9 protein-coding genes and 1 pseudogene are annotated in these 25886 nt (G+C 70.2%); 8 read left to right on the top strand and 2 right to left on the bottom strand.

Translation table 11 applies throughout. The features are described from left to right. The first annotated feature begins 58 nt into the window (after positions 1–58). From CCN37_RS42160 to CCN37_RS13110, 8 genes and pseudogenes are all read left to right on the top strand, one after another. Positions 59–5263, top strand: a complete 5205-nt coding sequence (locus CCN37_RS42160; RefSeq protein ID WP_305764710.1) for a type I polyketide synthase — start codon at positions 59–61, stop codon at positions 5261–5263. Continuing rightward, positions 5260–20259: pseudogene (locus CCN37_RS41470) on the top strand (type I polyketide synthase); the annotation flags it as partial. The gene CCN37_RS42160 and the pseudogene CCN37_RS41470, both read left to right, overlap by 4 nt. Positions 20260–20480: 221 nt before the next feature. After that, positions 20481–20738 carry a hypothetical protein gene (locus tag CCN37_RS13135; RefSeq protein ID WP_086821033.1) on the top strand — a complete coding sequence of 86 codons (258 nt, stop codon included), beginning with the start codon at positions 20481–20483 and terminating at the stop codon, positions 20736–20738. A gap of 2 nt (positions 20739–20740) precedes the next feature. After that, positions 20741–21535, top strand: a complete 795-nt coding sequence (locus CCN37_RS13130; protein ID WP_210407995.1) for a DddA-like double-stranded DNA deaminase toxin — start codon at positions 20741–20743, stop codon at positions 21533–21535. Continuing rightward, entirely contained in the window at positions 21532–21990 is a 459-nt protein-coding gene (locus tag CCN37_RS13125; RefSeq protein ID WP_086821032.1) for an Imm1 family immunity protein, read from the top strand. The genes CCN37_RS13130 and CCN37_RS13125 overlap by 4 nt, the downstream gene beginning before the upstream one ends. Before the next feature lie 80 nt (positions 21991–22070). Then, positions 22071–22574 (top strand): Arc family DNA-binding protein, encoded by a 504-nt coding sequence (locus CCN37_RS13120; protein ID WP_086821031.1) that lies wholly within the window; start codon positions 22071–22073, stop codon positions 22572–22574. 70 nt (positions 22575–22644) lie between these two features. Then, positions 22645–23493: a DUF4097 family beta strand repeat-containing protein gene (locus CCN37_RS13115; protein ID WP_086821030.1), complete on the top strand. Its 849-nt coding sequence runs from the start codon at positions 22645–22647 to the stop codon at positions 23491–23493. Positions 23494–23576: 83 nt separating this feature from the next. Next, complete coding sequence (locus CCN37_RS13110; protein ID WP_086821029.1) at positions 23577–24320, top strand: polysaccharide lyase family 7 protein; 744 nt, start codon at positions 23577–23579, stop codon at positions 24318–24320. Between the two features lie 2 nt (positions 24321–24322). On the opposite strand, the gene CCN37_RS13105 is transcribed toward CCN37_RS13110, so the two are convergent. Both CCN37_RS13105 and yidC read right to left on the bottom strand, forming a co-directional pair. Beyond that, entirely contained in the window at positions 24323–24928 is a 606-nt protein-coding gene (locus CCN37_RS13105; protein WP_143261588.1) for a hypothetical protein, read from the bottom strand. A gap of 73 nt (positions 24929–25001) precedes the next feature. After that, positions 25002–25838 (bottom strand): membrane protein insertase YidC, encoded by an 837-nt coding sequence (gene yidC, locus CCN37_RS13100; protein ID WP_086821027.1) that lies wholly within the window; start codon positions 25836–25838, stop codon positions 25002–25004. Positions 25839–25886 lie beyond the last annotated feature (48 nt).

The following is a 25886-nucleotide window of genomic DNA, read 5'->3' as shown; positions in this document are numbered from 1 at the left end:
TTACTGCGAACTCGGGCGTGAACGGGAGTGCTACACATTATTGCGGAGTGGGTGCCTTGTGGAAAGCGCAGAAAAGCTGAGGGAATACCTCAAGCGGGCCACGACGGACCTGGTCGCGGTGCGGCGCAGGCTCCGCGAGGTCGAGCGCGAACGCAGCGAACCCCTCGCGATCGTGGCCACCGCGCTGCGCCTGCCCGGCGGCGTCGACACCCCTGAACGGCTGTGGAACCTGCTCGCCGAGGGCGGTGACGCGATCTCGGAGTTCCCCGCGGATCGCGGCTGGGACGTCGCCGGCCTCTACGACCCCGACCCGGACGCGCCCGGCAAGACCTACGTGCGGCACGGCGGTTTCCTGCGCGGGGTCGCCGAGTTCGACGCGGCGTTCTTCGGCATCTCCCCGCGCGAAGCCCTCGCGATGGACCCGCAGCAACGACTGCTGCTGGAGACCTCGTGGGAAGCGCTGGAGCGAGCCGGGATCGACCCGGAGTCCCTGCGCGGCAGCAAGACCGGGGTGTACCTCGGAGCGACCGATCATGACTACGGACGTGGTATCCCGGCCTGGCCGGAGGGCATGGAGGGCAACATCGCGATCGGGCGCTCCGGGGCGATCTCCTCCGGCCGCGTCGCCTACACGCTCGGCCTCGAAGGCCCCGCCGTCACCGTCGACACCATGTGCTCGTCGTCCCTGGTCGCGCTGCACGTCGCGTGCCGGGCGCTGCGGACGGGGGAGTGCACGCTCGCACTCGTCGGCGGCACGACGGTGATGTCGACGCCCGAGGGCTTCATCGAGTTCAGCAGGCAGCGCGCGATCTCCCCGGACGGCCGCGCCAAGTCCTTCGCCGAGGCGGCCGACGGCACTGCCTGGGCGGAGGGGATCGTCGTTGTCGCGGTGGAGAAACTGGTCGACGCGCAGCGGCTCGGGCACCCGGTGCTCGCGGTCGTGCGGGGCTCGGCGATCAACCAGGACGGCGCGAGCAACGGCTTGACCGCGCCGAACGGAGCCGCCCAGCGACGCGTCATCCGGGCCGCGCTCGGTGACGCCGGGCTCGAACCGTCCGATGTGGACGCTGTCGAAGCGCACGGGACTGGAACGGTGCTCGGCGACCCGATCGAGGCGAACGCGCTGATCGCGAGCTACGGCGGAGCGCGGAAACGGCCGCTGCTGGTCGGCTCGCTGAAGTCCAACATGGGGCACGCGGCCGCGGCGGCGGGGCTGGCTTCCGTGGTGAAGTCCGTGTTGGCGCTGCGAAACGGCGTGCTCCCCAAGACGCTGCACGTCGACGCGCCCACGCCGAAGGTCGACTGGTCGGCCGGAGCCGTTGAGCTGCTGACGGAGGAGCAGCCCTGGCCGGAAACCGGTGCGCCGCGCCGGATCGGCGTCTCGGCCTTCGGGGCGAGCGGTACCAACGCTCATGTGATCTTGGAGCAGGCGCCCGAGTGTCCGAGCGTGCAGCGATGTTCGCGGGCCGCGCTGCCGTGGGTGCTGTCCGCTCGCTCGGAGAAGGCGTTGCGCGAGCAGGCCGCGCGCTTGGTCGAGCACATCGAGCGGTACCCGGAACTCCGTGACGACGACATCGGTTTCTCGCTCGCGACCGGGCGCGCCGCGCTGACCCACCGGGCCGCTGTTCACGATCGGGAAGCGCTCAAAGCGTTGGCGAACGGGAAAGAGTCGCCGATGCTCGTGCGGAGCGAGGCCAAGTCGGCCGCGAGGGTGGCGTTCCTGTTCCCTGGTCAGGGCTCGCAGTGGAGCGGCATGGCCATCGAGCTGCTGGAGACCTCGCCGGTGTTCGCCGCGCGGATGCGGGAGTGCGCACGAGCTTTCAAGCCGTATGTCGACTGGGACCTCTTCGCCGAGCTGCGCGGGAACCTGGACCGAGTCGATGTCGTGCAGCCCGCGCTGTTCGCGGTGATGGTGTCGTTGGCCGAGGTGTGGAAGGACTTCGGTGTCCGGCCCGACGCGGTCGTGGGGCACAGCCAGGGCGAGATCGCCGCCGCGTGCGTCGCCGGAGCCCTGTCCTTGGCGGACGCCGCGAAGATCGTTTCCTTGCGCTCCAAAGCACTCGTCGCGTTGGCGGGCAAGGGCGGGATGGTGTCGGTGGCGCTGCCGCGTGAGAAAGCGGAGCGGTACCTGAAGCCCGGTATTGGGATCGCGGCGGTCAACGGGCCAGCCTCGGTGGTGATCTCCGGGACGCCGGAGGGGCTGGACGAGCTGCTGGCGACGTGCGAAACAGACAACGTCTACGCGCGCCGGATCGACGTGGACTACGCCTCGCACTCGGCGCAGGTTGAAACCGTTCAACTCGAACTGGGGGTCGAGCCGACAGCCGGAGAAGTGCGCTTCATGTCCACTGTGGAGGGTGCATGGGTGGACGGCACGGCGCTGACCAGCGACTACTGGTATCGGAACCTGCGCGAGACCGTTCAGCTCGACGCGGCGGTCCGACGCTTGGCCGATGAGGGCTACGACGTCGTGGTGGAGGTCAGCCCACATCCCGTCCTCACCGGCGCCGTGCGCGAGACTCTGGGAGCGGCGGGCGTGGTTGTCGGGTCGCTGCGGCGAAGCGAGGGCGACCTGCGGAGAATGGCGCTGTCGCTGGGCGAACTCCACGTCAAAGGCGGCAAGGTGGACTGGACGAGCGCCTACGGAACCGGAGTGCAGCGAGTCGATCTACCGACCTACGCATTCCAACGCGAACGCTTCTGGGTGGAAGCACCTGAAGGCGCGGCGGGGCCGTCATGGTGGCGCAAGAGCCGATCCGACCAGCACTACCGCATTGAGTGGCGCCCGATCACCCCGGCCGAAGCGAGGAACACGGGCACCTGGCTGGTGATCACCACTGGCGGCGGCGAAGACGTCGTGCGCGCGCTGAACGCCGTGACCGTGCAGGTCGATGCCGAAGCGACGCGGGAAGAGATGGCGGAGAAGCTGAAGGGGATGCGCCCGGACGGCGTGCTGTCGCTGCTGGCGTCGGAGGAGACCGTGCGCGACGGCCTTCCGCTCGGCCTCGCGGCGACGCTGACCCTTATCCAAGCGCTCGGCGATGCGAAGATCGGCGCGCCGTTGTGGCTGCTCACGCGCAACGCGGTGGAGGTCGGCGCACTCGAACGACCGGTGCAGGCGGCGGTGTGGGGACTGGGAAGGGTTGCCGCGCTTGAACATCCGGAGCGGTGGGGCGGCCTGATCGATGTTCCTGAAGTGCTGGACGCCGACCTGCTCGTGCGCGCGTTGACCGGAGCCGGGGACGAGGACCAGCTCGCGGTCCGCGCGGACGGGGTGCGAGCGAGGCGGATGGTGCGGACGGAGCCATCCACAACGGACGCTCCACAGTGGACTCCGAAGGGCACGGTCCTGGTCACCGGAGGAACCGGTGGGGTCGGCAGGCGCATCGCGCGCTGGCTGACCGAGATCGGCGCGGAGGACGTCGTGCTGGCCAGTCGTGGTGCGGTGCGGGCGAAAGAGCTTGAGTCCGCAAACATCACGCTCGCCGCATGCGACGTGGCTGACCGTGAGCAGCTGGAAGCGCTGGTCAGCGGGCTCGCCGCCGAGGGACGCCCGGTGCGCGCGGTGCTGCACCTCGCGGGCGCGGGCGAGCTGGTGTCACTCGAGGACACCGATCTGGTCACATTCGCGGAAACCACTAGGGCGAAGCTGGCTGGTGCGGCCAACCTTGACGCGCTGTTCCCCGGTGACCTCGACGCGTTCGTGCTGTTCTCGTCCGTGTCGGCGACCTGGGGCAGCCGGGACCACGGTGCCTACGCGGCGGCCAATGCTTATCTGGATGCGTTGGCGCATAATCGAAAGGCGCGCGGTCTCCGGGCGCTGTCGGTGGTGTGGGGCATCTGGCGGCCCGAGGAGGACGGTGGCATGGCGGCGAACCTCGCCGAGGACCAGCTGCGCCGTCGCGGCATTCCCTTCATGGACCCCGATTCCGCTGTGCGGGCCTTCCACGGCCTGCTGAGCGGCGCCGAGACGGTGCCCGTGCTCGCCGACGTGGACTGGGAGCGCTTTCTCCCGGTCTTCACCTCCGCCAGGCCGAGCCCGCTGATCTCGGAGATCTCGGAGATCCCCGAAGCTCGCGAGCCGGACACACCCGGCACCGTGCGCGACCAGCTGGCCGAGCTGAGCCCGGACGAGCGCGGCGAGCTGCTGCTGGAGCTGGTGCGTTGGGAGGCGGCGAAGGCGCTGCACCACGCGACGACCGCCGAGATCACCCCCGACCGGCCCTTCCTGGAGCTGGGCTTCGATTCGCTCACCGCCGCTGACCTGCGCGGACGGCTGAACTCCGCGACCGGGCTGGAGCTGTGGACCACGGTGGTCTTCGAGCGTGGGACGCCCGCCGCGCTGGCCGAACACCTCCGCGATGCGCTCGGAGCTGGCCAGGAGATCAGCGAAGCGAGCGATACAGAGATCAACGGATCACTGACCTCCCTGCTGCGCCACGCGTGCGAGATGGGCGAGTTCAAGGAGTTCGTCGGCATCGCCGTCGCCGCGGCCCGCTACCGGCCGAAGTTCACCACGCGCGCGGACTTCACCGTCGAGCCGCCGATCACCCGGCTCACCGAGGGCGTCACCGGCCCGCGCCTGGTCCTGGTGCCGCACTTCGTCGGCAAGCCCGGTGCCTACCAGTACGCGCGCTTCGCGAAGTCGCTGCGCGGGGTGCGGGACATGATCGTGCTGCCCAATCCCGGTTTCCTCAAAGGAGAGCGTTTGCCCGCGGACGCGGAAGCCTTGGTGCGCCTGCACGTCGACCTCGTCGAGGAACAGGTCGGCGACGAGCCCTTCGTGGTGGTCGGCTACTCCACCGGCGTCATGCCCGCGCTCGCGCTGACCTCGCGGCTGGAAGCGCGCGGGCGGCGGCCGGAGGCGGTGGTGAACATCGACTGCTTCGCGCCCAAGGACGAGGGGCTGGTCAACGACATCTTCGCCGCGATCGCCCGGCGGGTGAGCACCAAGCAGGACGAGGTGAGCGGGCCGGGCGATGCCTGGGGTGACGCGTGGATCACCGCGTTCGGCCACTACGCGACGCTGGACTGGGCGAGTGCTACCTCCGGCGGGTTCACCGCGCCTATGCTGTTCGTCCGGGCCAGCGAGCCGCCGGACGAGGCGCTGCGCGGGAGCTGGAACCCCAGCTGGGACAACGCGCACACCACCGTCGACGTGCCGGGCGATCACTTCTCGATGATGGAGCGGTATGCCGACGCCACCGCCGGGGCCGTGCACGGCTGGCTGCTCGACCACGTCCCTGGGAGGCGTGCTCGATGAGTGAGGACAAGCTGCGGGACTACCTCCGGCGCGTGACGGTCGACCTGCACCGCACCCGCCAGGAGCTGCGGCGAACCCGCGAGCCGATCGCCGTGGTGGCGATGAGCTGCCGCTATCCCGGCGGGGTCGGCACACCCGAGCAGCTGTGGCAGCTGGTCGCCGAGGGCCGGGACGCGATCTCCGGCTTCCCGGCCGACCGCGGCTGGGACCTCGCTCGACTGATCGACTCCGACCCGGACGCGCCCGGCACGACCTACGTCGCCGAAGGCGGTTTCGTCGACGGCGTCGCCGACTTCGACCCGGCGTTCTTCGGGATCTCCCCGCGCGAAGCCCTCGGCATGGACCCGCAGCAGCGCTTGCTGCTGGAGACGGCGTGGGAAGCGGTCGAACGCGCCGGTATCGACCCGAGCACTTTGCGTGGTTCCCGCACCGGGGTGTTCGCGGGCGTGATGTACCAGGACTACCGCTCGCGGCTGCGGCACGAGCCCGAGGACGTCCAGGGCTACCTCGGCGCGGGCAGCTCCGGCAGCATCGCGTCTGGCCGCATCGCCTACGCCCTGGGCTTGCAGGGACCCGCGATCACCGTGGACACCGCGTGCTCGTCCTCGTTGGTGGCGCTGCACCTCGCGGCGCAGGCGCTGCGGCGCGACGAGTGCGCGATGGCGCTGGTCGGCGGGGCGATGATCATGTCTTCGCCGGTGGCGTTCGTGGACTTCGCGCGGCAGCGTGGGCTCGCGCCGGACGGGCGCTGCAAGGCGTTCTCCGATGCGGCCGACGGGACCGCGTGGGGTGAGGGCGTCGGGATGCTGCTCGTGGAGCGGTTGTCCGACGCGGAGCGCCTGGGCCACCCGGTGCTCGCGGTGCTGCGCGGCTCCGCGGTGAACTCCGACGGGGCCAGCAGCGGGCTCACCGCGCCCAACGGTCCCGCCCAGCAGCGCGTGATCACCGACGCGCTTGAGGACGCCGCGCTTCAACCATCCGATGTGGACATGGTGGAGGGGCACGGGACCGGGACGGCGCTGGGCGATCCGATCGAGGCCCAGGCGCTGCTGGCGACCTACGGCCAGGACCGCGCCGAGCCGGTGTGGCTGGGCTCGCTGAAGTCGAACATCGGCCACACCCAGGGCGCGGCGGGCGTCGGCGGCGTCATCAAGGCGATCATGGCTCTGCGCAACGGGGTCATGCCGAAGACCCTGCACGCGGACGCGCCTTCGTCCTTTGTGGACTGGACGGCCGGGTCCGTGTCGCTGCTGACCGAAGCTCGACCGTGGCCGGCCGGGGAGCGTCCGCGCCGGGCGGCGGTGTCGGCGTTCGGGTTCAGCGGGACCAACGCGCACGTGATCCTCGAAGAGGCATCCGCGGCCGTCGAGGAGCGCTCGCCCTCGTCCCGTGTGGTGCCGTGGATCGTCTCCGGCATGACACCGGAGGCGGTCACCGAGCAGGTTTCGCGCTTGGCAAACGTTTTCATGCACCCGGTCGACGTCGGATACACGCTCGCCACAGCGCGGTCGTCGTTCGCGCACCGGGCGGTCGTTCTGGGCGACGCTCCGGTGGAGATCGTTGAGGCCGTGCGCTCGCCCAAGATCGCGGTGGTGTTTCCCGGGCAGGGAGCGCAGCGCGTCGGCATGGGGCGTGCGCTGGCGGAGCGCTACCCGGTGTTCTCGGAGGCGCTTGCCGAGGTGTGCGCTTCGGTGGACCCGCATCTCGACCGGCCGCTGATGGACGTGATGTGGGGCGACGCGGCGGCGTTGGACCGCACGGAGTACGCGCAGCCCGCCCTGTTCGCGGTCGGCGTCGCGTTGTTCCGGCTCGTCGAATCACTTGGTGTGAAGCCAGAATTGCTCATCGGGCACTCGGTCGGCGAGCTGACGGCAGCGCACGTGTCCGGTGTGCTCTCGCTTGCCGACGCGTGCACGTTCGTCGCCGCGCGCGGTCGGCTGATGCAGAGCCTGCCCACGGGTGGGGCGATGGCCTCGATTCCCGCTTCGGAAGACGAGGTCCTGGCCGCAGGGGCGAGCGTCGCGGCGGTCAACGGACCGCGCTCGGTGGTGATCTCCGGCTCGCTTGAAGAGGTTGAGGCCGTCAGCGCGCGGTGGCCCGGGGCGAAGCTGCTCCGCGTGAGCCATGCGTTCCACTCGGCGCTGATGGAGCCGATGCTCGATTCGTTGCGTGAGGTGGTCGCGGGACTGAAGTTCTCCGTGCCGCGCATTCCCGTCGTGTCCAATGTGGATGGTGAGGTGCTCTCCGGGGTTGCCTCGCCGGAGTACTGGGTTCGGCACGCGCGGTCGTGCGTCCGGTTCGCCGATGGCGTCTCCACGCTGCGTGAACTCGGGGCGACGGCGCTCATCGAGCTGGGGCCGGGCGGCCTGAGCGCGCTGGTCGACGGGTTTCCGGCGATGGGACGCGAGGAGGAGCTGGCGTTCGCGCGCATGCTGGGGAACCTGCACGCGCACGGGTCCACTGTGGACTGGACGGCGTTCTACGAGGGCAGCGGAGCGCGGCTCGTCGACCTGTCGACGTATCCGTTCCAACGGAGCCGGTTCTGGCTGGACCCCGGCCGCGACGCCTCGGACGCGACGGCGCTCGGGCTCGATCCGGTGGATCACCCGCTGCTCGGCGCCGCGTTGGCCAACGACGCCGGGGTGGTGCTCACGGGCAGCCTGTCGGTCAGCGCGCACGCGTGGCTCGGGCAGCATTCCGTGGGCGGAACGACCATCCTGCCAGGGACGGCGTTTCTGGAGTTGGCTCTGGAGGCGGGTCGCCACGTCGGGTGCGACCGGGTCTCCGAGCTGACCCTCCAGAAGCCCTTGGTGCTGCCGGAGTCTGGATCGGTTCGGATTCAGCTCACCGTGGACGGCGCAGGCGCGTTCACGATCGGCGACTACGCGAGCGGGGTCCTCGGTGCCGCCGCCGTCGCACCTGAACAGGCCGTGCAGTGGCCGCCGACGGGCGCGAGAAGCGTTGCGGCGGAGGAGGTGTACGAGCACTTCGCGTCGCACGGGTTCGACTACGGCCCGCTCTTCCGAGGGCTGCGCCGGGTGTGGGTGCGCGGCGAGGAGATCTTCGCCGAGGTCGAGCTGCCCGAGGCCGCCGACGTTCGGGGCTACCACGTCCACCCCGCGCTGCTCGACGGCGCGTTGCACGCCAAGGGTTTGGTGACGCTCGCCGGACTCGACGCGGGCGGGACGGCTCAGTTGCCGTTCTCGTGGCGGGATGTCACCGTGCACGCCAACGGCGCGACGGCGCTGCGTGTGCGGATCACGCCGACGGCGTCCGGGGTTTCGCTCGCCGCGACGGACTTCGCTGGTCAGCCGGTGATCACCGTGGGGGAGCTGACCTTTCGTGCGCGCACCACTCCGGTCGGGAGCCTGCTGGAGGTCCAGTGGGAGCACGTCGAGCTACCGTCCGCAGGGATCGACGCGCCGGTCGTGCGCCCGGTTGACGTTCAGGAAGCGTTGGTAGCGGTCCAATCCGCGCTGTCTGAAGATCGTCCGCTGACCGTGGTCGTCGCGCCGGGCGGGACCGGCTCCGATGTGGCGCGGGCGGCGGTGTGGGGGCTCGTGCGGTCCGCGCAGTCCGAGCACCCCGGCCGATTCCTCCTGGTGGACGCGGATGCGCCGGACGACGTGGTCCTTCGCGCTGCCGCGCTCGGTGAGGACGAGATCGCCGTCCGCGAGGACCTGGCGTTTCGCCCGAAGCTCGCGCCGTACGCCGGGCCGGTCGGGTCTTCGTGGCGGCTCGACGTCACCACGCGTGGCACGTTGGACAATCTGTCCTTTGTGGACTCTCCGTCCAAGCCGCTGGCTGAAGGTGAAGTTCGGATCGAAGTCCGGGCAGCCGGGCTGAACTTCCGTGACGTGCTCACCGCGTTGGGCGCCTACCCCGGGGAGTCGGTCCTCGGCAGCGAGGCGGCGGGGTCCGTTGTGGAACTCGGTCCCGGGGTGAGCGGCTTCGCCGTGGGGGACCGGGTGCTGGGCATCGTGCCCGCGTCGTTCGGGCCGAGCGCCGTGACCGACCACCGCATGCTGGTGAAGGTGCCACAGGGATGGGACTTCACGCAGGCGGCTTCGATGCCGTTGGCGTTCCTCACCGCTTACTACGGGGTCGTCGACCTCGGCGGTGCCCAGCCCGGCGAGTCGGTGCTGGTGCACTCGGCCGCCGGCGGGGTGGGGATGGCGGCGGTCCAGCTCGCCCGCCACCTCGGCTGCACGGTCTACGGCACCGCGAGCCCGGCGAAGTGGTCGGCGGTGGACCTGCCCGCCGAGCGGCTCGCCTCGTCCCGAGATCTTGGCTTCGCGGAGCGGTTTCCGCAGGTCGACGTGGTGCTCAACGCTTTGGCGGGGGAGTTCGTCGACGCCTCGTTCGGGCTGCTGCGCCCAGGCGGCCGGTTCGTCGAGATGGGCAAGACCGACCTCCGCGCCCCGTCGGCGAACTACTTCCCGTTCGACCTGTTCGAGGCGGCGGGCCCCGCGCGCATCGGCGACATGCTGCGCACGCTCGTCGACCTGTTCGAGCGCGGAGCCTTGACGCTGCCGCCGATCACGACGTGGGACATGCGGCGCGCGCCCGAAGCGCTGCGTTTCATGCGCGACGCCAAGCACACCGGCAAGATCGTCCTCACCCTGCCCGCGCCCTCTGAGGGAACGGTGCTGATCACCGGGGGCACGGGTGCGCTCGGGACGCTCGTCGCCAGGCATCTCGTGGAGCATCACGGTAGGCGCAAGCTCGTTCTGCTCAGCCGGAGCGGAGGTCCCGCCCCGGAGCTGGACGGCGCGTCGGTGCGCGTGGTGGCCTGTGACGCCGGTGATCGGGAAGCCCTCGCGGCGGTCCTGGCCGAGATTCCTGATCTGACAACGGTGATCCACGCGGCCGGAGTGCTCGACGATGGCGTGATCACGTCGCTGACGCCGTCGCGGCTCGCGCACGTGCTGCGGGCCAAGGTCGACGCCGCGTGGCACCTGCACGAGCTGACCTCCGGGCTGGCGGAGTTCGTCCTGTTCTCCTCCGCCGCCGGAGTGCTCGGTGGGCCGGGGCAGGCCAACTACGCCGCCGCGAACGCCTCGCTGGACGCGCTCGCCCGCCACCGGCACGCGCTCGGGCTGCCCGCGATCTCGCTGGCCTGGGGGCTGTGGGACAGCGGCATGGGCAGCGGTGTTACCGGCTCGGACGTCCTGCCGTTGAGCGCGAAGCAGGGTCTTGAGCTGTTCGACGCGGCCCTGACGACCGACGCCGCGGTGCTCGTTCCGCTGCGGCTCAACGCCGGGGGGCTTCGTCGTCGCGCTCGTCGTGCGGCCACGAGCAAGCCGGTCGGCGATCCGCTGAGCCTCGTGCGGGCACACGCCGCCGCCGTGCTCGGGCACGCCTCACCCTCGGCGATCGGCCCTGATCAGGCGTTCAGCGACGCCGGGTTCGACTCGCTGACCGCCGTGGAACTGCGCAACCGGCTCACCGCGGCGACCGGGGTTCGGCTACCCGCGACGCTGGTGTTCGACTACCCGACACCTGCGGCGCTGGCTGCGCACCTAGCGCAGGAGACGGCCCCGCCGGAGGCTGTCACCGTTCGGTCCACTGAGGACGATCCGATCGTGATCGTCGGCATGAGCTGCCGGTTCCCCGGCTCCGTGCGGTCACCGGAGGAGTTCTGGGAGCTGCTGCGCTCCGGCGGCGACGGCATCTCCGAGCCCCCGGTCGACCGCGGTTGGTCGGTGTCGGCGGCGGGCGGGTTCCTGGACGGCGCCTACGACTTCGACGCCGCGTTCTTCGGGATCTCCCCCCGTGAAGCGCTGGCGATGGACCCGCAGCAACGCGTTTTCCTTGAGCTGTGCTGGGAAGCGGTCGAGCGCGCTGGTGTCGACGTTGCTTCGCTGCGCGGTTCGCGGACCGGCGTGTTCGTCGGCACGAGCGGCCAGGACTACACACGGCTGCTGATGTCGAGTTCGGCGCGCGAGGAGCTTGAAGGGCTCATCGCCACAGGCAGCACGGTCAGCGTGGTGTCCGGCCGGGTCGCGTACGCGATGGGCCTGGAAGGACCGGCGGTCACGCTCGACACGGCGTGCTCGTCCTCGCTGGTGGCACTGCACTTGGCGGCCCGCTCGCTGCGCGACGGCGAGTGCACGATGGCGCTCGTCGGCGGCGTGACGATCATGTCGGACCCGGCGGTGTTCACGGAGTTCGGCCGTCAGGGCGGGATCTCGCCGGACGGTCGGTGCAAGGCGTTCTCGACCGAGGCGGACGGGACCGGCTTCGCCGAGGGCGCGGGCGTGGTGATCATCGAGCGGCTGTCCGACGCGCGGCGGCTCGGACACTCCGTCCTGGCGGTCGTGCGCGGCTCGGCGATGAACTCCGACGGTGCTTCGAACGGCTTGACCGCGCCGAACGGGCCTTCTCAGCAACGGGTCATCCGTGCGGCGCTGGCGTCGGCTGGGCTGACTCCGTCCGATGTGGCCGTTGTGGAGGCGCACGGCACCGGCACCGCGCTGGGCGATCCGATCGAAGCGCAGGCGATCTTGGCCACGTACGGCCAAGATCGCGCGTCACCGGTGCTGCTCGGCTCGGTGAAGTCGAACATCGGGCACACCCAGGCCGCCGCCGGGGTCGCCGGGGTGATCAAGGCGGTGCTCGCGCTGCGGCACGGCGAGCTGCCGCGCACGCTCCACGTCGCGTCGCCTTCGTCCCATGTGGACTGGGCGGCCGGGTCCGTCGCACTGCTCACGGAGAACCGCTCGTGGCCGTCCGGGACTCGGCGCGCGGGTGTGTCCTCGTTCGGCGTCAGCGGGACCAATGCGCACGTGATCATCGAGGAGCCGCCTTTCGATCCGGCGCCGGTCGCCGCCGCGGAGACCGTGCCGTGGCCGCTGAGCGCACGCACGCCGACCGCTCTGCTGGCCCTGGCTCGCCGCCTGTCCACTGTGGACGCTCTTCCTGCTGCTGATGTCGGGCTGACCCTGACTCGCCGTTCGGCCTTCGAACACCGGGCGGTGGTGCTCGACCCCGCTGCTCTTCACGCGCTCGCCGCTGACGGTGAACATCCCGCCCTGGTGCGGGGGATCGCCGCGCCGACCGGCAAGATCACCTTCGTCTTCCCCGGCCAGGGCAGCCAGTTCCCGGACATGGCCAAGGATCTGCTGGAGCGGTCGCCGCGCTTCGCGGCGTTGCTTGCGGAGTGCGATACGGCGTTGCGGCCGCACGTGGACTGGTCGCTGCTTGAGGTGCTGCGCTCCGGAACCGATCTCGACCGGGTCGACGTCGTCCAGCCGGTGCTGTTCTCGATCATGGTCAGCCTGGCGGAGTTGTGGCGCGACCACGGGGTCCGGCCGGATGCCGTCGTGGGGCACAGCCAGGGCGAGATCGCGGCGGCGTGCGTGGCCGGGGTGCTGTCGCTTCCGGAAGCGGCACGTCTTGTCGCGCTGCGCTCGCGGGTCTACCAGTCGCTCAACGGCGGCGGTGCGATGGCAGCGATCACCTTGCCTCGTGCGGAGGTCGAGACTCGGATCGAACGATGGGGCGGCCGACTCGATCTCGCGGCGGTCAACGATCCTGCCTCGGTCACCGTCTCCGGTGAGCCTGGCGCGGTCGACGAATTGGTCGCGGAGTACTCGGCCGAAGGCGTCCGGGCGAAGCGGATTCCTGGCGTGCAGGTGGCCGGTCATTCACGGCAGACCGAGCGGGTCCGTGCGGAACTCCTTGCCGCGCTTGCGGATCTGCGACCGTCGTCGGGTGATCTTCCGTTCTACTCGACCGTGACGGGCGATGTGCTCGACGGCGCGCACTTGGACGCGTCGTACTGGTACCAGAACCTGCGGCAGACCGTGCTGTTCGCCGACGCGGTGGCTTCGCTGGCGCGTGACGGCCACGACGTGTTCCTGGAGTCCTCGCCGCATCCGATGCTGTCGGCCTCTGTGCAGGCGGTTGTGCCGGACGCGGTCACGTTGAGCACGCTGCGCCGCGAAGACGGTGCGCGGTTCCCGAAGGCGCTCGCGGAGGCCTTCGTCCGGGGGATCGCCGTCGATTGGTCGGCGGAGTTCACCGGGGCGCGCGTCGTCGAGCTGCCGACCTATCCGTTCGAGCACGTGCGCTACCGCCCCACGGGCGCGGTCCGCGAGGTGGAGGAGTCGGGCTTCTGGGACGCTGTGGAGAGCAGCGAGCCGAGCGCGGTCGCCGAGCTGCTGTCCGCTGATGAGTCCGCGATCGAGGCCGTCCTGCCCGCTCTGCGCTCCTGGCGTCGAGCCCGCCAGGAGCGGTCCATTGTGGACTCGTGGCGTTATCGCGTGCGGTGGAAGCCCCTTGACGGCGTTGACTCGTCTCAGGGGCGCTGGCTCGTGGTCGCTCCGGACATCGAGCATCCGTGGATCGACGCGCTCGGGGACGTGGTGTCGCTCGCCGAGGTGGGCGAGACGAGCGGCTACGACGGCGTGCTGTCCTTGCTGGCGCTGGCCGACGACGGGCTGGACTCCACGATCGAGCTGATCTCCAAGGTCACCGTGCCGCTGTGGATCGCCACCTCCGGCGGAGTCTCGGTGGGGCGCTCTGACCAGGTCGTTCGTCCGACGCAGGCGCAGTTCTGGGGCTTGGGGCGGGTGTTCGGCCTTGAGCGCGCCGAGGTGTACGGCGGCCTGGTCGACCTGCCCGCGGACGTGGGGGAGCGAGCCCTTGCCCGGCTCCACGCGGTCCTCGGAGGTACTGAGGATCAGGTGGCTGTGCGGTCCACGGCGACCTTCGCTCGGCGGCTCGTCCGCGCTCCGCTCGGCGACGCCAAGCCGTCGCGCTCCTGGGACCTGCGGGGACCGACGCTGATCACGGGCGGCACCGGCGCGCTCGGGCAGATGATCACCGAGTGGGCGTTGCACGAGGGCGCATCGCGGGTCGTCGCGCTCAGCCGCACCGGCGGGCCCTCGCCTGATGACCGCGTCACAGTGGTGCAGTGCGACGTCACGGATCGGGACGCGCTCGCGGCGGTGCTGGCGGAGATCCCCGACCTGACCACGGTGATCCACGCTGCTGGGGCGACTCAGCCGACACTTCTGTCCGAAGTGGACTCCGCGGCTCTGGAAAGGGAGCTGGCGGCCAAGGTTCTGGGTGCCCAGCACTTGGACTCGCTGGTCAGCGACGTGGACGCGTTCGTGCTGTTCTCCTCCAACGCGGGTGTGTGGGGCGGCGCGGGCCAGGCGATCTACGCGGCGGCGAACGCGCATCTGGACGCATTGGCGGAGAACCGGCGTGCTCGTGGCCTTCCCGCGACCTCGGTTGCTTGGGGCGCGTGGGCGGGCGGAGGCATGGCGGCGGGTGAGGCTGCGAAGCGCTTCCTGGACCGCGTCGGCATGCGCCCGATGCCCGCCAACCTGGCGCTCACGGCGCTGCGGCAGGCCGTTGAGCACGACGACGTCACGGTCTCCGTAGCCGATATGGACTGGAAGCGTTTCGTGCCAGGCTATTCGGCCAGTCGCCACCGGCCGTTCTTCGAGGAGTTCGCCGAAGCAGAGCCGGTCGCTTCACCTGTCGGTCGTTCGCGCCGCGAGCTGGTGGACCTGGTGCGCACGCACGCGGCCAAGGTGCTCGGGCTCGCGTCCAGTGATGACGTTCAGCCCGGCAGAGCCTTCCGCGAAGCCGGATTCGACTCCGTCACCGCCGTTGACCTGCGTGATCGACTGAGCACCGCGCTCGGCACGCGCCTGCCCGCCACGGTGGTGTTCGACCACCCGACCCCGGCGGCGCTCGTCGATCACCTGCTCGGCGCGGTGAGCGTCACCGAACCCGCGCCCTCCGCGACCACCGAGCCGATCGCGATCGTGGCGATGAGCTGCCGCCTGCCCGGCGGCGTGCGCGGGCCGGAGGACCTGTGGGAGCTGCTGCGCCAGGAAACCGACGCGATGACCAGCTTCCCGGCTGACCGTGGCTGGGACCTCGGCTCGACGAGCACGCCCCGCGTCGGCGGTTTCCTGGACGACATCGCGGGCTTCGACGCGGCGTTCTTCGGGATCTCCCCGCGCGAAGCGCTCGCGATGGACCCGCAGCAACGCCTGCTGCTGGAGACCGCGTGGGAGGTCGTCGAGCGCGCTGGCATCGACCCGAACTCGTTGAAGGGCAGCCGGACCGGCGTGTTCGTCGGCGGCTCTTCCCAGGGCTACGCGGGCCTGATGGCCGAGGCCGCCGAGGGGTACCTCACCACCGCCGACGCGGGCAGCGTCATGTCGGGCCGCATCGCCTACCAGTTCGGTTTGGAAGGCCCCGCGCTCACCGTCGACACGGCGTGCTCGTCGTCGCTGGTGGCGCTGCACCTCGCGATCAAGGCTCTGCGCAACGGAGAGTGCTCGCTCGCGATCGCCGCCGGAGTGGCCCTGCTGCTGACGCCTACGGTGTTCAGCGAGTTCAGCAAGCAGGGCGGCCTCGCCGCTGACGGTCGGTGCAAGTCCTTCTCCGACGCCGCGGACGGGACGAACTTCGCCGAGGGCGTCACCGCGGTCATGGTCGAACGGCTCTCCGACGCACGCCGCAACGCGCACGAGGTCCTGGCCGTGATCAGGGGCTCGGCGGTGAACTCCGATGGCGCGTCCAACGGGCTGAGCGCGCCGAACGGCCCCTCGCAGCAGCGCGTGATCGCCGCGGCGCTCGCCGACGCGGACCTGCGACCGTCCGACATCTCATACGTGGAGGCACACGGGACCGGCACGCGGCTGGGCGATCCGATCGAGGCGCAGGCGATCTTGGCTTCGTACGGCCAAGATCGGCCCGAGCCGTTGTGGCTCGGCTCGGTGAAGTCGACGATCGGCCACACCCAGGCCGCCTCCGGCTTGGCAGGCGTGATCAAGACCGTGCTGGCGATGCGCAACGGCACGCTGCCCGCGACCCTGCACGTGAGCACGCCGACGTCCACTGTGGACTGGTCGACCGGGGACGTGCGGTTGGTGACCGAGTCCACGCCGTGGTCCGGCCGCGCCGGCGTGTCCTCGTTCGGTGTGAGCGGGACGAACGCGCACGTGATCATCGAGCCCGCCCCCGCCGCACCGCGTGCTGTTGGCGCTTCGCGGGCTGTGCCGTGGGTGATCTCAGCGCGCACTGAAGCCGGGCTCCAGCGCCAGATCTCGCGGGTCTCGGCGGCTGTGGACGAGCTTGACCCGGCCGACGTCGGGTTGACCTTGAGCACGCGGGCGGCGATGAGGCACCGCGCCGCGATCGTCGGTCGCACCGTTATGGCGGGTGAGGTCCGCGAGGAACCGTCTCTCGCGATCATGTTCACCGGGCAGGGCAGCCAGCGCCTCGGCATGGGCCAGGGGCTGTACGAGGCGTATCCGGTGTTCGCGGAGGCGTTCGATGCGGTGTCGGCGCACCTCGATCAGCACCTGGACCAGCCGCTCCGCGACGTCCTGCATTCCGAAGCGCTCAACGAGACCGGCTACGCGCAGCCCGCGATCTTCGCGGTGGAGGTCGCGTTGTTCCGGCTGGTCGAGAGCCTTGGCGTGCGGCCGAGCCACCTCATCGGGCACTCCGTCGGCGAGCTCGCGGCGGCCCACGTGAGCGGGGTGCTCTCGCTGGCCGACGCGTGCGAGCTGATCACCGCGCGCGGCAGGCTGATGCAGGCGCTCCCGGCTGGTGGAGCCATGCTCGCCGTGCAGGCCGCTGAGTCCGAGGTGTCGGGCATCGCGGTCGCGGCGGTCAACGGCCCGCAGGCGGTCGTGCTGTCCGGCAGCACGGAGGAGATCGCCGCGCAGGAGCGGTTGTGGCGCGAGCGCGGGCGAAGGACGAAGCGGCTCGCGGTGAGCCACGCCTTCCATTCCCCGCTGATGGACCCCATGCTCGACGACTTCGCGGCCGTGGTGTCCCGCCTGACCTTCAACGCGCCGACGATTCCGATCGTGACTGCCGGTGCTGTGGACACCCCGGAGTACTGGGTCCGGCACGTCCGCGAGACCGTGCGGTTCCACGACGGCATGACTCAGCTCGCGTCGTCGGTCTTCTTGGAGCTCGGGCCGGACAACACGCTCTGCTCGCTGGGCGCGGACGGCGTGCTCATTCCCGCGTTGCGCAAGGACCAGCCCGAGGACGCGGCCTTCGCGGAGGCCGTCGGAGCGCTTTTCGTGCACGGTGTCCCGGTTTCACTGGCCGCGATGTTCTCCGGCGCTCGGCGGGCGCCACTGCCGACCTATCCGTTCGAGCACGAGCGGTTCTGGCCGGGGTCGTCGCTGTCGGTGATGTTGTCGCCGGAGCGCGACCCGTGGCTGGCGGAGCACCGCGTCGGCGACCGCATGTTGTTCCCCGCCACCGGCTTCCTCGATCTGGCTTTCCAGGTCAGCAACGGCGCGCGCATCGCGGAGCTGACGTTGGAGACGCCGCTCGTGCTGCCGGAGAACGGCGAGGTGGAGCTGCGTGTCGAGGACTCCGAGCACTCGCTCGTCATCGAGGCGCGCGGCGAGCAGGGGTGGGTCCGGCACGCGACCGCCGCGCTGGAGCCCGCAGTGCCGCCGCCGCCCGTGGAGTGGACGACCTGGCCGCCGGAGGGATCTTCGCCGCTGTCGCTGGAGGGCTTCTACGACCGGCTCTCCGCTGCGGGATTCCACTACGGGCCGACGTTCCGCGGACTTCACGCGGCGTGGCGGCGCGGTGAGGAGATCTTCGCTGAGGTTTCCGTTGCGGGGACTGGGCACCAGTTGCACCCCGCGCTCGCGGATTCGGCCCTGCACGCGATGAGCCTCGCTTCGAGCACTTCCGACGTGGCCGGGCTTCCGTTCGTGTGGCGCGGGGTGTCGCTGTACGCGGCCGGCGTCTCGTCGGCGCGCGTTCGATTGTCCTTTGTGGAGGATTCGGTTTCTCTGCTGATCGCTGATGTCTCCGACCGTGTTGTGTCCACTGTGGATGGATTGGTGCTGCGACCGTTCCGGCCTTCGCGCTCCGATGCGATGTACGCGCAGGAGTGGGTGGAGGTGCCCGGTGGGCGCGGCGGAGTGCTGCCCTCGGTGCGCTTCGTCCAAGACGCCTATGAGGCGCTGGAGGTGGTTCGCTCATCGTCCGCTGCTCGGTCGGTCGTGCTGACCCGGGGCGCCGTTCACACGGACTCGCCGAACCTGGACGCGGCTCCGGTGTGGGGATTGGTGCGCTCGGCCATCGCTGAGCGGCCCGGCGAGTTCTCCTTGCTGGACATCGATTGTGAGCCGCACGAGGTGCCAGCGCACGCGCTGACCTCCGCTGAGCCGGAACTCGCGCTGCGGGACGGGCGTTTGCTCGCGCCGCGCCTGGTTCGGGTGGCCACTGACGGCGAGGCGAAGTGGGACAGCGAAGGCTCCGTGCTGATCACTGGCGGCGGTGGGAAGCTCGGACGCGTGGTGGCTCGGCACCTCGCCGAGGACCACGGTGTGCGGCACGTGGTGCTGCTCGGGCGGTCTGAGCCTGAGGCGTTGGACCTCGGCGACACCCGAGTGTCCACTGTGGCCTGTGACGTTGCCGATCGTGAAGCCCTGCGCGCGGTTCTGCGGGCGATCCCGGACCTTCGCGGGGTGATCCACGCCGCCGCAGTGCTGGACGACGGCGCCTCGGAGTCCCTCACGCCGTCGAGGTTGGCTGCCGTGCTCGCGCCGAAGGTCGACGGCGCGCGGAACCTGCACGAGCTGACCGCGGAGCGCGACCTGTCGGCGTTCGTGCTGTTCTCGTCCTTCGCCGGAATCGTCGGCAGCGCGGGCCAGGCCGCCTACGCCGCCGCCAACACCTACCTCGACGCACTCGCCCAGCACCGGCACGCCGCGGGGCTCGCCGCGACCTCGCTCGCGTGGGGGATGTGGGACGGCGACGGCGGCATCACGGACGGCCTCGGTGCGGCCGAGCGGTCACGGATCGCGCGCCACGGCGTCCTCGGTCTGTCCACTGTGGAGGCTCTGGAGCTGTTCGACGCCGGATGCGCCAGCACGCGCCCGGTCTCCATCCCGGTGAAGCTCGTCGTCGAGGCGCCCGTGCTGAGCGACGAACCCGCGGACATCCTGGAGTTGGTGCAGAAGCACATCGCCGACGTGCTCGGCTACCGCGGCCCCGTCGATCCCTCGGCGGCGCTGGCCGAACTCGGCTTCGACTCGCTGACCGGCGTGGAGCTGCGCAACCGGCTCAGCCGGGCCACCGGGCTGAAACTGCCCGCCACCATGGTGTTCGACCACCCCACCCCCTCGGCGCTCGCCGAGCACATCGAGCGCGCCACGGCCCCCGCGCCCGAGGACGACCCCATTCGCACGCAGTACCGCCACTCCCACGAGCTCGGCCGCGTCGACGAGTACGTCGAGCTGCTGGAAGGCATGTCCCAGTTCGCCCCCAGCTTCACCCGCTTCCTCGGTGAGGCGCCGGTCCGGCTGGCGGCGGGCCCCGGCCCCGTGAAGCTCGTGTGCGTGCCGTCCCTCGTTCCCCCCGTTGGGACGCAACAGTTCGCTGGCTTCGCTTCGGCCTTCCGCGGCAGCCACGAGATGTGGGCGCTGCACTCACCCGGATACCGCGCCGGAGAACCCTTGCCCGCGAGTGTTTCCGCGCTCGCCGCACACCACGCCGAGGCGCTTGCTCGGCAGTTCGGTTCCGCGCCGATCGTGCTGCTCGCGCACTCCTCCGGTGGCTGGACCGCGCACGCCGTCGCCGCGCACCTCGCGAACGTGGGCCGTCCCGCCGCCGGTCTCGTGCTCATCGACAGCTTCGCGCCCGACCAGGAGCTTGACCGCGACTTCCGGAAAGCCATGTACGGCAAGCAGATCAGCGGCTTCGACGCGATGGCGGTGGACGGCCCGCAGCTCACCGCGATGGGTGGGTACATGCGTATCTTCCGCAGCTGGCGACCGGAGATGCTGGCGACACCGACACTGTTCATCCAGGCGACGGAGTGCATGCCTGAGGTGTCTGAGGACGTCGCGTGGCGGGCGGAGTGGCCTGGGGTCGAGCCTGTTGGTGTGCCCGGGAATCACTTCACGGTGGTGACCGAGCACGCGGCGCGGACTGCGGCCGTGGTGTCGTCGTGGGTTGGTGGGTTGGCGAGTAGGTAGAACACGTTGTCGATGCCGTCATGCGTGACTGAGCACTGAGCGGAGAGGATGCGCGCGAACTCGTCGTGCTCGCAGCCCACTTCTGCCAAAGGAAATCCCGCCCGAGACTGCTGAAACCCGATGACGTCCGTGCCACCGTCGACCCGTGGCCGGACAGCCACCCGACCGGCGATCGACATCGAGTGCCTGGTTGAGCTCAGATCAACGAGGGGGACGAGAACGTGTCCGCTGGCGAAATCCGCGTGATCCTCACCGTCCTGGCCGGGGCGGTCGAGCACGACATCGGAGCCGCCAGCGCCCACCGCGAGGCCGTCGAGCAGATGCAGGCACAGCTCAGCTCCGCCTGGGCCGGGTCCCTGCGCGATGAAGCCGCGACGGCGCTCGCCCACACCCACACTGCTATCGAGAAGATCGTCAGCGGCATTGATCGTCTGCATCACTGCTCATCGCTGCTGCGCGGCGCGGCGGCGGAGTACTAGCGGTGGGCTATCTGGCCGAGGTCTGCAACCGGCTCTGCATGGCCCGCGACGCCAGTCCCGCTGCTGCGCTGCGCTCTCTCGCCCAGCGCATCCTCGACGAACACCGACCGAGCTTGGCCATGGTCTCGGTCGGCAGGGAGAACTTCGCGCTCCAAGACGCCCAGCAGGGATTGGAGTCCGCCGCCCAGGAGTTCTTGGACGCCGCTGATGCACTCGACCACGTCACCGAGAAGATCAACACCTACATCGGAGACGTCTTCCCCGCACTCGCCGCGCCGACGATCCCCACCTTTCCCGAGGACTGGAAACCGGCCGAGCGCAGCGTCAGCGTCCCGCACCCGGCCCGCCGCTACTCACCTGACGGCCCCGGGCAGAGCCTGGACCTCGCGCTCACCCGGGAATGGGCCGCCGCTATCGCTGCCCTGCTCCCCGAGCGCACCTCACAACGCACAACAGGCGTCTGCGTCGTGGGCGACGGTTCGCACGCGCTGGTCACCAGCTGCCGCGATGAGGACGCCACCCAAGCGGAACTGTTCCTGCTCAACTCGCCGCACTTCCCGCGCACCAGACAGGACGGCGCCATCGGCGCCGCCGACCACGTCGAAACGAAGATCGCATACCGTATGCGCACCCTGGGCATCACCTACGCCGCAGTAGTCATCAACAACACCGTGTGCGGTGGCCCGCTCAGCTGCCCTCGCGCGGTGCGAGCGATCCTCCCGAAGGGCTACACGCTCGTGGTGTGGGAGCCGGAAGCCGACGAACCATTCGTCCTCGAAGGAAGGGCACAACCATGACCAGCGGCACCGGCCTGATCCTCACCGCCATCATCGACAACCGCTTCGTCTACGCCAGCACCGAGCACGAGATCGCCGAGGTCATCCGCACGGTCATCGACGTGCCGCATCCTGTCTGGACCAGCCAGCTCTACCTCTGGGACCGTCCCTGCCGCAGCATGCTCCACCACCGCATCGACGACGAAGAGTTCCCCGAACACCAACTCCGCGTCTCCACCAACCCGGAAACTGGCTGGGGTGCTCTGAACTACTACGGCGACGAAGACGTCTGGGACTCTCTCAACCCCAATCCGAGCGCAGACGCTCCCGAACTGTGGTTCGACCCCACCAGCGGAGCCCGCTTCCGGCGCAACGCAGCGCTCCCGCTCGCGGACGTGCGCGAAGCAGTGCGTGAGTTCACCAAGACAGGTTCCCGTCCGACGCGCGTCACCTGGCAGGTAGCGGAGAGGGTCTAGAGCAGCGGAAACGCCATATGGCGCCAAAGTGACGCCATGATGGCTTGAAGTGGCGCCGCTGGGCATGTCATAGTGGTGCCATGGACTTGAGCTCGTATGTGGAGGGCCTCGGGCGGGAGCTCGCGGTGCTCGTCGAGGGCAGTGGGCGTGACGCCGAAGAGGTGGTCGAGCGCATGACGGTGTCGTTGCGGTCGGCGATCCGGCTGACGCTGCTGGAGGCGCTGTCGGCGGCCGCGGACGAGATCACCCGCGACCTCGCACCCGGCTCGGTCGAGCTGCGGATGCGGGGGCGCGACCCGAACTTCGTGGTCACACCGCCGCCGTCGGAGGAGGCGCCCGCGTCGGGACCCGAGGTCGAGGAGCCCGTACCGGGCGCCGATGAGGCGGCGACGGCGCGGATCAACTTCCGACTGCCCGAACAGCTCAAGTCCGCGATCGAGGAAGCCGCCGCCAAAGAGGGCCGCTCGGTCAACGCGTGGCTCGTCCGGATCGCCTCCGCGTCGCTGCGGCAGCCGGACCGCGAGCACCACGCCGGTCAGCGCGGCGGCCGAGGCGGCCAGCGCTACACCGGCTGGGTCCGCTAGCCGCACCCGTTCTTCTCGCACATCCCCCTGACCGCGGGGATGCCCACCCAGCACGATGAGGGGATTCGCCATGCCCATTTTCGAGACGCCCCAAGCCATTTCCGCCACCGTCAAGATCGCGGTCGGTGACATCAGAATCGTCGCGAGCGAGCGCACGGACACGGTCGTGGAGGTCGTGCCCACCAACCCCGACGACGCCTCCGACGTGAAGGCGGCCGAGCAGACGCGCGTCGACTACGCCGACGGCAATCTCGTGATCACCGGGCCGAAGTCGGTGACGCTGGGCCTGTCCAAGAAGACCCGCTCCATCGACGTGACGGTCCAGCTGCCGACCGGCTCGCGGCTGGACGGCGACGTCGCGCTCGGCGAGATCACCGCCCAGGGCGCGCTGGGCACCTGCGAGGTCAAGACGGCCGCCGGGCACGTGCGGCTGGACCGCACCGGTGCATTGCGCCTGGAGACCTCGGCCGGGCACGCCTCGGTCGAGCGCGCCGTGGGCCGCGCGGAGATCACCACCGGCACCGGCAAGATCCAGATCGGTGAGCTGGACGGGACCGGGACGGTGAAGACCGCCAACGGGCACGTCGAGATCGGCACGGTCACCGGCGAGGTGCGGGTGCGCTCGGCCAACGGCGACATCGCCGTCGAACACGCGCTCGGCGACCGGATCGAGGCCGCCACGTCCAACGGCTCCGTCCGCGTCGGCGACGTGGTGCGCGGCGTGGTCGTGATCAAGACGGGCGCGGGGGACCTGGAGATCGGGGTCCGCGAGGGCACCGCCGCGCTGCTGGACGTGAGCACCGGGTTCGGCCGCGTGCGCAACGCCCTCGCGGAGGTCGCGTCTCCGGGCGGAGCGAGTGAAACCGTTGAGGTGCAAGCGAAGACCAACTACGGCGACGTCATCGTCCGCAGGTCCTGAACCCTTGCGTTGACACGCGTTCTCGGCGGGGAGTACGTTCCCCGCCGAGAACGGTAAATCGATGCACTACGTCAGGAGTGCCGATGAGGCGTGTCGCCGCGCTGTCCCTGTCGCTCGTGCTGACCGCAGGCAGCGTGCCCGCCGTCGCCGCTGGTCACGCGGAGGCGTGCGGCTCGCCGGGGCAGGTGCTCGACCTGAAGAACTGGAAGCTCCAGCTGCCGATCGGTGAGCCCGAGAAGCCGAAGGAGGTCAGTCAGCCCGCGCTCGACCGCCACACCGAGGACCCGTGGTTCCGCACCAACTCGGGCTGCGACGGCATCCAGTTCCGGGCGGCGGTCACCGGGGTGTCGACGGGCGGCTCGCAGTACCCGCGCTCCGAGCTGCGGGAGATGGACGGCGCCGAGAAGGCCGCGTGGTCGACCTCCTCGGGCACGCACACGATGGTCATCGACCAGGCGATCACCGCGGTCCCCAGGGAGAAACCGCAGGTGATCGCCGGGCAGGTGCACAACACCAGCTCGCACCTGATCATGTTCCGGCTGGACGGCGGCAAGCTCTACCTGCACTACGCCGATGACTCGCGCTACAAGCTCGTGACGAGCGATTACCGCCTGGGACAACGGTTCCGGGTCAAGTTCGTGGCCAGCGGCGGCACGATCAAGGCGTACTACAACGACGTGCTGCAGGCCACCGTGGCGAAGCGGACCACGACCGCCTACTTCAAGGCGGGCGCGTACACGCTGGCCCACTGCGAGAACTCATCTCCGTGCAGCACGAGCAACTTCGGCCAGGTCGTGATCTACAAGCTCTCCGTGTCGCACTCCTGAGCTCAGCGCGCGCCGGTCACCACGACACGCACGTCCTGCGGACCGTGCTTGGCGACCATCGCGGTGAGCCGCGTGACGTCGAAACCCCTGTGCTGGGCGAGAACCTGGACCGGGGCGCGGGAGTGCAGCCGCGCCCCGACCTGGATCTCCTGCCCCGTACGGGGATCGCTCACCACCAGCTCGGCCACCTCGTTCCACGGCAGGGGGACTCCGCCGACGTTCACGCCGGTGGCGTCGACCTGCACTGCCGTGCGGCGCTTGCGGTACCAGGCCACCACGAGCGGCCAGAGCGCGACGGTGAGCACTCCGCCCTGGGTCTGGAAGAGCCAGCCGAACAGCGCGCCGAGCCCGAGCAGGCCGACCAGCCCGCCCCACAGCGCGGTGACCGCGGCCGGGTCAGCCGGGCGAACCGCGCGGTAGAGCTGCTGGTCGAGCGCGGCGTTGCGGAGCCGGATCGAGGCCGCCACCAACCCCGCGCCGGCCAGCACCGCAAGCACCGCGCCGACGGACGGGCCGTTGCTGAGCAGGATGCCCAGCCCGACCAGCGCGGCGACGAACCCGGCCGTGAACATCATCTTCATCGGGGTCTGGGAATCCTGCTGGGACAACACTTTTCTCCTCCTGGTCAGCGACTGCCGGGGCGCCGACGCTAACCAGGGGCGGTGAAATCCGGCTGAAACGTCAGCGCTTCGGCTTCTGCCCCGGCCGGGGACCGAGCGCCTTCGGCTTGGCCGCCTGGACCGCGACCTCCTCGCGGTCGACGAACCACGTGAGCACCTGCTGCTGGCCGAAGGTCCACGCGTTGGTGGCCAGGAAGTACAGCAGCACCCCGATCGGCACCGGGAAGAACAGCCCGGAGGCGAGCATGCCCACCGGTGCCAGATAGGTCATCGCCTTGGTGATCGAGGCGAGTTGCGGGTTGGGGTTGTCCTGGCGGCGCATGCTCATCCGCATGGTCAGGAACGTGGCGAGTCCGGCGAGCACCATCAGCGGCACGCCCACCGCGATCATGTGCGCGCGGTCGGTGCCGAAGGCGGCAAGGTCGGCCAGCGGCTGGCTGATCCAGTTGCCGAGCTTGGCGCCGAAGACGTCGGCGTTGAGGAAGGAGGTCACGCCCGCGCTGTCGAAGGCGTGGTTGGACTGCGCGCCGGGGGTGAACCCGCGCAGAACCCAGTAGAGGCTGAGGAAAACGGGGATCTGCAACAGCGCGGGAAGGCATCCGGCGAAGGCGTTCGTGCCCTCGGCAGCGTGCAGCTTCTGGACCTCCTGGAGCATGCGCTGCTGGTCGTCGCGGTAGCGCTCGCGGATCTTCTTGATCTGCGGGGCGAGCTTCTGGTTGCGCCGGGCCGAGCGGAGCTGGCTGAGCGCGGGCTTGATCAGCAGGGCGCGGACGGTGAAGACGAGGAAGACGACGGCGAGCACCCAGGCGATGCCGCTGTCCGGGCTGAACACGGCGCCGAAGGCCTTGTGCCAGAACCAGAGCACGGCGGAAACCGGGTAGAGGACGAAGTCGAACAAGGGACGCTCCGTGAGGGCGAGTCGTTGTTTCGGGCAGACCGAGGCGAC

The organism is Allokutzneria sp. NRRL B-24872, assembly GCF_002155965.1.
Classification (GTDB): domain Bacteria; phylum Actinomycetota; class Actinomycetes; order Mycobacteriales; family Pseudonocardiaceae; genus Allokutzneria.
Note: the sequence above shows the minus strand (reverse complement) of the source record. Positions and strands in the feature narration are given on the sequence as shown.